We start from the raw sequence: 11,402 nt of genomic DNA, 5'->3' as shown, positions 1-11,402 counted from the left end.
TGCGGTCGGTCTCAACACCATTTAGGTTCGGCGTCGGGCGCTCAGATTGGTTGGTGGGGTTCGTCGAAGTACCGATTTAATCCGAGCGAAGTCCAATTTGGGAAAGATCGACCCTTATCCCGGCTCGATTTGGATCTTCGGCGGAGCCTTTGTCGCTGGTAGCTTCGCTGTTGGCTGGCTTTAACGCTCCGTTGCCAGCAGCCGGCGTGGCCACCCGGACATCGCCCGGATCCGCCGCTCGAAACACCGACTCTCCTTCGAAATACCCTGTCTGCCACGCAGTGATGGCGCCGTCGAAGGCTTCCTCTACCGGCTTCCCATACCATTTGGTGACGATCCGATAGACCTTGGCGAACAGTGTCGTGCCCATGCGCAGATTTGCGCAGGCGTCGACCAGATCGCGTTTCAGCTCTCCGGCTTCCACAACCCCCAGACCGGCCGGGTATTGTGTAATTCCCACGCGCACGACTTCGCGGCCGACATGCTGCCTGATGAGGTCCATCGCCTCGTCCGGCGTGGCGGGCTTTGGGACCAGCACGACTCGATTGCTGGAGCGCACCGTGACGGCGAGCGGATCCTGCGACCCTGCCCGTTCGATGAAGTTCTCAACGATCGCGGGCTTTAGCCCCGGATCGGCGCAGTTCTGGATGAGGGCGGCATCGACCATCCGGGCTTCTCCTGTAGTTATGTGTTGAATGCCATGACGATCGGAGTGCCGAAAAGCTTCGCCCAGGCGGTCGCGCTGGCTCGCTGGATGTCGACGATCGAGGTGCCGGCGGTCCACCATCCGTTGCCGGTCGCCACGACGATCTCGGGCGAATGCAGCATCGACTGGAAAGCTGGCCAGACGATGAGCTGCTCGTAGCAGATCAACGGCGCGATTCTCGTTTCGGAGAGGTCGACAACCGGGTTTGCAAAGAGATTTGCGCGCGCTCCGCCGTCTCGCCCGAACCACGCTCGCCAGGGCTGCCACATGGAAACCGGAACCGGCATGCGCTCGCGATAGAGGACACGGGCCTCGTCGGCGGAGATCGCGACCATGACATTGTCGTAGCCCCGCTCGTCGATGACGGCCGCGCCGGCGACAACGGTGAGGTCAAGCCCGTGCAAGCCTTGCTGCCAGAGGCGCGCGACAGTCGGCGTCCAGAAGCCGAGCGCGCTTTCCGGGAGCACCACGAAGCGGGCTCCATCATCAGCCTGCACCCGGACTGTGGCGATCAGATCACGGTGATGATCGAGCGAACCGTCACGACCGAGGCTCGATGCGTAATTGAGGTCGACGCTTTTCCATCCCTGCGGTAGATCGGGTTGCGTCCACGTTGCGGCGGACCAGAGCCAAAAGCCTGCCGAGGCGACACCTGCAGCCGGCCAAAATCGCGATGTCATCATTGCGAGGCCGGCGGCAGTCGTCGCGAGCCCCCACCATCTCCACCCCGGAAAAAGCACGCCGGCCGCCGTAAGCGGGTGCGCCCAGCCGGTGATGCCGAAGGGCGGCAGCCCCATCAGCACCATAGCCGCTAGATATCGCAGTGCCCTCCTTCCCGGACGCCACTCTTCCGGTCGCTTTGCCCAGAGCACCGTATGCACGGCGACGAAGGCAAGAGACGCGGCAATCCAGAGCAGAAGGCCGGGCCAGAAATCGGCTGCATAGAAGTTCGCCACGCCCTGCGGCAGTCCGCGCGAGGCGGCAAGGAAATAACCAGCGGACACTGCGCAGGCGACCACGCGCGAGGGCGACAGCGCCCACAGCGCCGGAAAGATGATGGCGATGGGAAGGGCGAGCACATGGCCGCTCCAACCGACCATGCCGGCGACGATCGCGATGGCGACCAGGAGCGTCGATCGGAGCCTAGCGGGGATCGAAGGTATGGACCGGCCGCGCAAGGCCGAGAAGCCCGGACGCCGGAATCGGGCCAAAATATCGGGAATCATAGGAACTCGCATAGGGAGAGTGGAGAAAGAGAAATCCGGCTGGCACCACGCCGCCGGAATAGGGCTCGACCGCCCTGCCCTCGCCGTCCATGGTGCGGACGCGGGACGAAGGGATCGGCTGGCCATCGACGGCAACATTCTCGCCGATCTCGACGTGCTGGGCGGGGAGCGCGATGACCGTCTTGATCAGAGGCGCGAAACCGCCTGCGCAAAGGCCGCGTCGCAGATACCCGCGCTCGCGTGCCTGAAGGAACGGCACGGCCGCCGGCGGGCAGACGAATACCAGATCTCCAACCGCGACATCGCGATCAAGCGTCTCGATCCGCCAGAGTCCGAGCGGTTCGCTCGGCGTCAGGTTGAGCCGGTAGCCGCCGGCCAGTGCGATCGCGGACCCGATGAGTACAAGGGTGGCCGGAATGCTGATTAGCGCGATGGCGCGAGACCTGGTCATTGCTTCATGATCGAAGTTTGGCGCTGCGAAAGCTTCGTGTCTTCAGCCTGTTTCAGCGTTGCGACCGTGCGCTCCTGGGCGGCGAGTTGCTGCGCCGCCCGCATCGCCGGCCAGGCCTCCTTCAGGTGTTGACTCTCCTGTAGTTGCAGACCCTTGGCGAGCGACTCGAAGAGCCTGCCGGATGGCTCGCACGCGGCGTTGCTCAGCAGCGTCCGTTCGCCGAACCGTTCGGCGACGGCCTTGTTGAAGCCGTCGATCTCCTGCTTCGCCTCGCGGTCCGCGAGCGCGTATCCGAGGGCGGCGGGCAGATCGTTCCTGTCGATCGCATCGCGGACTCGCTCGAGCACCGATCGGGCGGCCGGCGAGAGCGCCGGGATGTCGATCGAGACACGATGCCTGAGCGCCCTCTCCTCCGACTCAAGGCGCTGTGCGGCGGCCTCACGCATTTCGAGATAGCGGGCGAGGTCGCGAGCGAGCGCCTGCGCATTGACTGTCGCCGTTTCCCTGTCCTGCTTGTCGGCGCGGCTGGCGAAAATGCCGGTCTTGCCCTTGAGCGGACCAAAGCCCTCCGGCTTGTTTCCGATCGTCGCCAGCGTGGATTTCGCGGTGGCGCTGTCCTTCAGCATGGCGTCGACATCGACGGCACGGAAGGCGGTTTCCGGATCGGCGAAGACCCGCCGGAAGCGGGTGGAGACCTCGTCCCATTGCTTCTTCAACGCGGGATCGGCGGCGAGCTTGTCCTCGACAGCCTGTTCGAGGGATTTCGGATGGATCGTGACGCCGGCAACCATCGGCCTCGCCTCTTTCATGCTGGTGGATTGGGATTCGGCCCGCGGGCCGGAAATGAGACCGAGCCGTGCGCCGATCGCCAGCAGCTTTGAGCCGAGATCGGCAAGGCGCTGCCTCTGCCGAATTGTCCATTCGAGACGGTCGCGCAGGATGGTCCGAGCGACATTCATGAGATCGAGGCCGCGCGTTTCGGCAAAGCGAAGTGCGGCGCGATAGGAGGGTGCCCGCTGATAGTCGAGTGTCGTTTCCTTCGACCCGTCACGCGACAGACGCTCCGTCATCCTGGAGAGCGCAAGCTTCCTGACGTCGACGACCTTCCACTCGTGGCGCTTTACTTTGCTTCCGTCGGGTAGGCGGACTTCCTGGGAGCCCTGATGGTCCAGACCGATACGGTCGCCGATCCGCGGGGCCGCCTCGGCCATCGCGCGCTTGAGATCGACACCCCAGATCGTGTTCTGCTTCCCTTCTGCGATTTCGAGGGTAACGAAGTAGCTCTGCTTGTTCTCCGGGTTGTGTTCGAAGGGTGCTGCGCCATGCTCGACGAGCACGCCGCCGCGATTGGTGAACTCGTCGAGACCGACATAGAGCCGCGCGGCATCACGATGACGCGTGAGCGCGACATAGGTGAGGTGCCGGTCCATGGTGCCGGAGGCGAGCACCTTGACGTCGTCGACGGTGGCCCCCTGGGACTTGTGGACCGTCGTGGCATAGCCGTGATCGACATTGGCATAGAAGCGCTGTTCGATGACGACCTGACGGCGATCATCGCCCTCCCCGATTGCGGCGACGATCCGGCCAGGCGCTGCCTCGACGACGGTCGCCAGCATACCGTTCTTGACGCCAAGCGATCCCTCGTTCTTCAGGAACACGACCCTGTCGCCGACGGCGAACCGACGGGCGCCGTCTTCCGTCCGGAAGGCAAAGCCCTCGCCGACGATGCCGCGCTCGACCAGCTTCTCGCGCGCCAATTCGTTCAGCGTGCGCACATCACTCCGCCGGTGAGCGAGGATGAGCGAGGTCCTGGCCGGATCGTATTCGCTGTTCCAGTCGTCGATCAGCGAGCCGATAGCCTCGTCCCTGCTCCACGCGGCGCGCACCATGCCGGCGTTGTCGTATGCGGCGAGGGCCGCGCCGACATCACCGCGCGCGAGATCCATCGATGCTGTGCGCATCCAGTTATCCCGCTGGCGGAAGATCGTTTCAAGCTCGGCATAGCCGATCCGATCAGTAATCGCCCGGAACGCGGCGCCCGCTTCGATCGGCTGAAGCTGATCGGGATCGCCGACCAGCACCAGCTTAGCGCCGGCGCTGGTGACAGCTTCGACAAAGGTCGTCAGTTGCCGTGAAGACACCATGCCGGCCTCATCCAGAACGAAGACGGTCTTTTCATTGAGGCGGTCACGCTGCTCTTTCCAACGCAGTTCCCATGACGAGAGCGTGCGTGAGGCGATGCCCGCTTCTTTCTCCAGCCCCTCGGCAGCCTTGCCGGCGAGCGCTGCGCCGAGAACACGATAGCCGGCGGTTTCCCAGGCTTCGCGCGCCGCTTTCATCATGGTGGTCTTGCCCGCGCCGGCGCGGCCGACGACGGCCGCGATCCGTGCGCCACCGGCGACATGCTCGATCGCGCTACGCTGCTCCTGCGACAGTCCCTCGTGTCGCGAAAATGTCTGCTCGAGGATGCGCTTTGCGACGCCATGCGAGGAGCGCCGCGAGAGCCAGGTCGCACGACTTGACATTTGAGCTTCCAACCGGATCAGCTCGCGCGTCGTGTATTTCGCTGGCTCCCGGACGCCGGTAGCAAGCGAGATGCGTTCGCGCTCCAGACGCAGGATTTGTTGGTCTTGGAGAAGGCGCACCATCAGGTTCCGAAACAGGCCGGCATCGTCGATATAGCGGTGAAGCACACGGGCAATGTCGCGCTCGTCGAAAACGCTCTTCTCGCGCGTGATGAGATCCAGCACGAGCGTCGGATTCTGCTGAATACGTCGGGCGTTCTCCTCGCGCCGCTCCTGCTTGAGTTCGAGGCGCTCCAGCTCCGGCTTGCGGCCTTCCACCTGAGCTTTGCGCTCGATCGCCTTGGCGCCGACGCCGACGTGGACGGTCGGAACGAGATCGATGCCCTGCTTCTCGTAGGATCGCCCATCGACGCGAAGGTCGATGCCGTTGAGGGCAAGATGATGATTCAGCCGCTCGAACCACGCATCGCGAAAAGCGTTGAAGTCGTCGCCTCCTCCGGCCCATAGCTCGTAGACGATCTTCCCGCCTTTCGTCCGGAGGGGCTGTCCTTCCTCGCCCAGCACCGCGACCTTCTTCGCGCCGAAACCATCCTCCGTCAGCGGCCGCAATGTCGTCATCAGGTGGACGTGCGGATTGCCGGGATTGTCGTGATAGACCCAATCGGCGACCATGCCCTTTGACAGAATGTGCCGCTCCACGAAATCGCGCACGAGCGCGATATTCTGCTGGGCCGACAGCTCCTGCGGCAGGGCCATGGTGAGGTCCTTGGCGAGCTGCGCATCGGCGCGTTTTTCGAAGGCCTCGACCGTGTTCCAGAAGGCTTCGGATGAGCCGGCGATCGAGCGATCCGCGATCAGGCTACGCAGCCATTGCGGCGCGTCCCCCGGGAGCAGGAACTCTTCGTGCAGGACCCTTTCCTTCCGCGTGTAGTCGACGGTGCGGGCCTCGCGGTCGAACTCCATCCTGGCGCAGTGGCGATACGCCGCCGACAGCACGGCGCTGCGGCCGTCGCCGCGGCTAACGATGCTGACGGAGAAGTGAGCGATGGCCAAGGCGACGAATGCTCCCGTTTGAAAACCTGTTCGTCGGGATCGGCGGGCGGTTCGTGCTTGCAACACAGGACGTCGCGTCAGCGACGTATAATTGCGCCCTTGGAGCCGCTCCTTCGGAACGGCCGGGATGATCTCCAAAAGCGTCGGCTTTGCCGACTGTAGAATAAACGGGGCTGCGCTCCGCGCCTCCCTCGTTGATCCTTGGCCTTGCAGCTTCGCTTCAAGCACCAAGGAGGGCCGACCGGAATGAAAAAGCCTTCATCGAAAATCAGGGAAGAAATCGCGCGTTTGCAGGAACAGCTTCGGCTGGCCGAGACTCGCGAGGCCGAGCGCATCGGCCGGATCGCGCTGAAGGCCGGTCTCGGCGAGCTTGAGATCGAGGAGGCCGCGCTTCAGGCGGCATTCGAGGAGACCGCGAAGCGCTTTCGCGGCGGCAAGGGCGAAGCGACCGGAAGGAAGAACGCAGGCGATGGACGGAGCGCCGGCGCCGCAACCGCGGCGGTCGAAGCTGGCGCGGCTGCGCGCGGCGCTGGCAAGGCTTGAACGCATGCACCGCTCCGCAATCACCGATGCGCGCAAGAAGGACACGCGCGAGAAGATCGAGCTCGGCGGCCTGATCGTGAAGGCCGGGCTTCGCTACGAGAAGCGCGCCTTGTTGCTCGGACTGCTGATCGACGCCAGCCGACGCATACAAGGCGACGACGCGGAGCGTGCGCGTCTTGCCGCGCTTGGCGCGGAGGCTTTCGGCCATGACAGCGAATAAGGTTCTGCTCGCGACAGTACCCGGTGCAATCATGTTGGCGGCGACGGTTCTTCTCCCAGGCGTCGAGCACTGGCTGGCGGCGTTCGGAGCGACTGCACACGCGAAGATGATGCTCGGGCGCGTCGGTCTCGCCCTTCCCTACGCCGCGGCAGGTGCAATCGGCGTGACCGCTTTGTTCGCGGCCAACGGCTCGGCGAACATCAGGCCGGCGGGCTGGAGCGTCGTCGCCGGCAGCGCCGCGGTTGTTCTGGTCGCAGCAACGCGCGAGGCGACCCGGCTTGTCGGGATCGCAGGCAGCGTCCCGACTGGGCAATCCGCCCTCGCCTATGTCGACCCGGCGACGGCGATAGGTGCTGCCGGCGTATTCCTCGCCGGCGTCTTTGCCCTGCGTGTCGCAGTCAAGGGCAATGCCGCCTTCGCGAAACCCACGCCGCGCCGTGTGCACGGCGCGCGGGCGATCCATGGCGAGTCCGTCTGGATGAGCTTGCGTGACGCGGCGAAGCTCTTTCCGGACTACGGCGGCATTGTGATCGGCGAACGTTATCGCGTTGATCGAGATCATGTCGCTGCCCGGTCGTTCCGCGCCGACGACCGAGAGACATGGGGAGCTGGCGGCAAGAGGCCCCTGCTCTGCTTCGACGGCAGTTTCGGATCGTCGCATGGTATCGTCTTCGCCGGCTCCGGCGGCTTCAAGACGACATCGGTGACGATCCCGACCGCGCTCAAATGGGGCGGCAGCCTTGTCGTGCTCGATCCGTCGAGCGAGGTCGCGCCGATGGTGATCGAGCATCGGCGCAAGGCTGGCCACACCACCATGGTCCTGGATCCATCCGAGCCTGAGAACGGCTTCAACGCGCTCGACTGGATCGGCAGGTTCGGCAGCACGAAGGAGGAGGACATCGTCGCGGTCGCGACCTGGATCATGACCGACAGCGCGCGGACAGCTTCTGCGCGCGACGACTTCTTTCGGGCGTCGGCCTTGCAGCTTCTGACCGCCCTGATCGCAGACGTCTGCCTGTCCGGCCATACGCAGGAGAAAGAACAGACGCTGCGCCGGGTGCGGGCGAACCTCTCCGAGCCGGAGCCGAAGCTGCGCGAGCGGCTGACGAAGATCTATGAGCAGTCGGGTTCGGAGTTCGTGCGCGAGAACGTCGCCGTGTTTGTGAACATGACGCCCGAGACGTTTTCCGGCGTCTACGCCAATGCGGTGAAGGAGACCCACTGGCTCTCCTATCCGAACTATGCCCGCCTCATCTCTGGCGACGCCTTCTCGACCGACGATCTCGCCAACGGCGGAACCGACATCTTCATCGCGCTCAACCTCAAGGTGCTCGAGGCGCATCCCGGCCTCGCGCGCGTGATCGTCGGCTCCCTGCTCAACGCCATCTATAACCGCGACGGCAAGGTGACGGGACGCACGCTCTTCCTGCTCGATGAGGTGGCGCGGGTCGGCTATATGCGTATCCTCGAAACCGCACGCGATGCAGGCCGCAAATACGGCATCACACTGACGCTGATCTTCCAGTCGATCGGCCAGATGCGCGAGACCTATGGCGGCCGCGATGCCACCTCGAAATGGTTCGAATCGGCGTCCTGGATCTCATTCGCCGCGATCAACGATCCCGACACGGCCGAATATATTTCGAAGCGCTGCGGCGAGACTACGGTCGAGGTGGACCAGACCAACCGCTCAACCGGAATGCGGGGATCGTCCCTCTCGCGTTCGAAGCAGCTCGCCAGCCGCCGGCTGATCCAGCCGCATGAGGTCATGCGGATGCGCATGGACGAGCAGATCGTGTTCACGGCCGGCAATCCGCCGCTGAGATGCGGGCGCGCGATCTGGTTCCGGCGTAGCGACATGACTTCGATCGTAGGTGACAACAGATTCCGCCGGAAGGAGGCGACATGACCTTGCTCTGTTCCGCCCTGGCTGTCATCGGCGCCCGCCCCATGCGCCTAAACCGCACGCGGGGTTGGAGCAGCGCCATCGGGCTTCTGCTGGCTTGCCAGGACCCACGCAGCACGGTTGCGGAAAAGCCGGTTGATCGGCCACGCGATCCATCACACGAATGAATCGAACCGCGCCCAGTGATTCAAACCTATCATTGGACGCCGGATTTGGACTGCGCGATTCTGTTCGCCATGAACGCGCTGCACTATCGGCTCCACATCGAACGGCGTGACCCGGACCTTAACATGGCCCGGTTCTACGCGTTGTCGATCGAAGCGACGCTGTTCGGCCAAACCTGCGTTGTCCGCCGATGGGGACGGATCGGAACTCGCGGCCGCACCGTCCAGCATTCCTTCGACAACGAGGGTGAGGCCGTAGGTTTCTTCCTTGCATTGTTGCGCGCCAAGAAGCTGCGAGGTTATCGGCCAAGATCTGCCGCTCGACATGCCGAAGCGACCCCGTCTGCTTGACGGGGTCGCTTGCCAGGGCCGTTCAGTCGCGGTTCGGGCGGGACCAGATGAGCTGGAAGCCTTCCTGTCCGTCCACCTCGATCAGAGTGGCGTAGATCGGGGCCGGGAAGCTCGGATCGTCCAGCTTGACCGAGAGATAGTCGCGCTCGGTTTCCTTGGCGGTCTTCTGCCAGGCGGCGCCCAGTTCCACGGCTGCAGAGTAGATGCGGAAGTGCGGGCCCTTGTCGGAGGGGGTCTCGACCCGCTCGATGCGCGCCTTGACGTTGAGGTTGAGGGTTTTGATCGTGCCGGTGAAGCCGTTGGCGGTGCTGATGAAAGTGCCGATGGTGGCCATGGTGAAGTTCCTTTCCTTCTGGTTTCGGGCCGCGCCCTTCGCGGCCTCGATGGCAGTCGACAGACCGGAGACGATCGGACCGCACCCCAAAGGGCCGGAATGCAATGGAGGGCGGCCTGGAGCGGCTTTCTTGGGTAGCGCGAGGAATGGCGGCGCCTCGGGGCCCCGCTCGGCAAGCCGAGTGGGGTGGGGTCCGGCAGGGGAAGAAAGTTGCGTATGGCCGTTGCGGGAGAACGATCGAGGCGCAGCCGCTTTCCGGTCAGACATGCCTCATCGAGCCGCTGAGGGGCTGGCCTGTTGCGAGGGGCGGAAGGAACGAGCTGGCCCACGTATCGGTATTCGGCACCTATGGCCTCGCTGGTGGGAAGGCCGACGCTAACCGCTATCAGGATGCGCCGTTGGCTGTGATCGGCTTCCTCGATGAAGCCCGATAACTCCATCTCCGACGACCGTGGAAATGATCTGCCAGGTCCTTGAGTACCGCGAGATCCCGTGGCCGAACTTGCCGTCGATCTGGAGCCGCTCGGCTGTTCCACCAGGCTCGCGTGCCGTTCGCTCGAGATGGCAGCAAGGATCCTTTGCACCTCCTGGTCGCACGCATTCGCAATATCCGACCTAATCACGAAACCCTCGAGCAAACAGGGACGCTTTCGAAAGGAGATGCTGCTTGGCTTAGGCCTGTCAGACACCGTACATGCCTTGCACATTGGTCGATCGAGAAATCGAGCTGGCCATGATTTGCCGGTGCCGACAGATCCGCCTCATCAAGCGGCACGGCCAAGCGATGCCGAAGGGGAAGGCACGCAGCCTTCCCCTTCGATGATGCATGGACATCAGGCGGCTTCGCGTTCTTCGGCAGCCGCCGGCTGGAGACCGTGCAGGAAGGCGACGGCGCGCTGCGCATGGGCCGCGGCGGAGAAGATCGCCCGCTTGTCGTCGGCGAGCACCTTGAGCCATGAGTCGAGATAGCTCGCGTGGTCCGGGCGTGGCTCGAGCTCCGGCACGATACCAAGATCGGCGCAGAGGAAGCAGCTTCCGAGCTCTGCGATCAGCTCTTCGCGTGCGCGTTCGCTTCGGTCCCTGGCGTAGCGGCTGAGGTCGCGATTCGCGCGGTTCGGCGCCGAAGTCCAATGGGTGGCCTCGTGGCTGAGCGTTGCCACGTATGACGCAGCGTCCCGGAAGGTCTGGAACGGTGGCATCTGGATGTGGTCGGTCGCCGGCGCAAAATAGGCGCGATCACCGCCGTGTCGGATCACAGCGCCCGTATTGGCAAAGAACTGGTCGGCATGCGTAATGCGGGCGATCGGATCGCGCACCGGCTCTGCCTGCTGGCCATAAAAGTGGTCCGGCAGGCCATCGATTTGCGCCAAGTTGAAGACGGAATAGGCCTTGAGGAACGGGATCTCGCGGTCGATTTCCTCGCCCGCGGCGCCCGTTTCCGTCCTGGTAAATCGGCTGGCGAAGACCACCATGGAGCCGGTCTCCCCCTTGCGGACCGCGCCGCCGAGTTCGAGCGCCTGCTTGAACGTCATCCACATCGGGCTGGAAAAGCCGCGTGCGATAGCCTCCGACCAAAGCAACAGCACGTTCATGCCGTTATAGGGCAGTCCGTTGTGCCTGAGCGGCCGGGTCACGCGGCCGATGGCATTGCTCGAATGCCACGGCTGCATCCAGGGGCGGACACCCTTCTCCAGCTCAGCCACGATGCGGTCGGTGATGCGCGCATATATATCGATGCGCGGTGCTTTTTCTTTCCTGCTCATTTCATGAACCTCCAGTTCTGGAGGCCGCGCCGATCGCGGCCCCGTCACGGGGTCCGGTTGGGCGGAGCAGGAAGGCGGCCGCGCACCCGACCGGGGTCCCCATCGTGCTTTCACGATGGGGTGGTCATGGCCGCAGCGGCAGCGAAGGACGGCGCAGCCG

Annotated in this window: 10 protein-coding genes; 4 read left to right on the top strand and 6 right to left on the bottom strand. The window is 64.2% G+C overall.

What is annotated here, in order from left to right; genetic code table 11:
* Window positions 1–76: 76 nt before the first annotated feature.
* From EN869_RS01115 to traA, 4 genes are read right to left on the bottom strand one after another with little or no spacing between them, the layout of a single operon-like run.
* On the bottom strand, window positions 77–667 hold the full coding sequence (locus EN869_RS01115) for a TraH family protein (RefSeq protein ID WP_127228033.1): 591 nt from the start codon (window positions 665–667) through the stop codon (window positions 77–79).
* Between the two features lie 17 nt (window positions 668–684).
* On the bottom strand, window positions 685–1,932 hold the full coding sequence (locus tag EN869_RS01110) for a conjugal transfer protein TraB (RefSeq protein ID WP_127228034.1): 1,248 nt from the start codon (window positions 1,930–1,932) through the stop codon (window positions 685–687).
* On the bottom strand, window positions 1,850–2,383 hold the full coding sequence (gene traF / locus EN869_RS01105; protein ID WP_127228035.1) for a conjugative transfer signal peptidase TraF: 534 nt from the start codon (window positions 2,381–2,383) through the stop codon (window positions 1,850–1,852). Before traF ends, EN869_RS01110 begins: the two co-directional genes overlap by 83 nt.
* Window positions 2,380–5,961: a Ti-type conjugative transfer relaxase TraA gene (gene traA, locus EN869_RS01100; RefSeq protein ID WP_127228036.1), complete on the bottom strand. Its 3,582-nt coding sequence runs from the start codon at window positions 5,959–5,961 to the stop codon at window positions 2,380–2,382. The genes traF and traA overlap by 4 nt, the downstream gene beginning before the upstream one ends.
* Before the next feature lie 246 nt (window positions 5,962–6,207).
* Here traA and traC point away from each other — a divergent pair, with 246 nt between their 5' ends.
* The 4 genes from traC (at window position 6,208) to EN869_RS01080 (ending at window position 9,145) form a co-directional block, all read left to right on the top strand.
* Window positions 6,208–6,504 carry a conjugal transfer protein TraC gene (gene traC, locus EN869_RS01095; protein WP_127228037.1) on the top strand — a complete coding sequence of 99 codons (297 nt, stop codon included), beginning with the start codon at window positions 6,208–6,210 and terminating at the stop codon, window positions 6,502–6,504.
* A 4-nt stretch (window positions 6,505–6,508) separates the two neighbouring features.
* Window positions 6,509–6,724: a type IV conjugative transfer system coupling protein TraD gene (locus EN869_RS01090; protein ID WP_167506966.1), complete on the top strand. Its 216-nt coding sequence runs from the start codon at window positions 6,509–6,511 to the stop codon at window positions 6,722–6,724.
* Window positions 6,711–8,633: a Ti-type conjugative transfer system protein TraG gene (traG, locus tag EN869_RS01085; RefSeq protein ID WP_127228038.1), complete on the top strand. Its 1,923-nt coding sequence runs from the start codon at window positions 6,711–6,713 to the stop codon at window positions 8,631–8,633. The genes EN869_RS01090 and traG overlap by 14 nt, the downstream gene beginning before the upstream one ends.
* A gap of 233 nt (window positions 8,634–8,866) precedes the next feature.
* Window positions 8,867–9,145 carry a WGR domain-containing protein gene (locus EN869_RS01080; protein WP_127228129.1) on the top strand — a complete coding sequence of 93 codons (279 nt, stop codon included), beginning with the start codon at window positions 8,867–8,869 and terminating at the stop codon, window positions 9,143–9,145.
* Window positions 9,146–9,167: 22 nt separating this feature from the next.
* On the opposite strand, the gene EN869_RS01075 is transcribed toward EN869_RS01080, so the two are convergent.
* Window positions 9,168–9,479, bottom strand: a complete 312-nt coding sequence (locus EN869_RS01075) for a DUF736 domain-containing protein (RefSeq protein ID WP_127228039.1) — start codon at window positions 9,477–9,479, stop codon at window positions 9,168–9,170.
* Window positions 9,480–10,312: 833 nt separating this feature from the next.
* Entirely contained in the window at window positions 10,313–11,242 is a 930-nt protein-coding gene (locus EN869_RS01070) for a zincin-like metallopeptidase domain-containing protein (protein ID WP_127228040.1), read from the bottom strand.
* Window positions 11,243–11,402: the final 160 nt, after the last annotated feature.

The organism is Mesorhizobium sp. M2D.F.Ca.ET.226.01.1.1 (assembly GCF_004022705.2).
Taxonomy (GTDB): domain Bacteria; phylum Pseudomonadota; class Alphaproteobacteria; order Rhizobiales; family Rhizobiaceae; genus Mesorhizobium.
The sequence above is the reverse complement of the archived record's forward strand: the minus strand, read 5'-3'. Positions and strand labels throughout refer to the sequence as shown.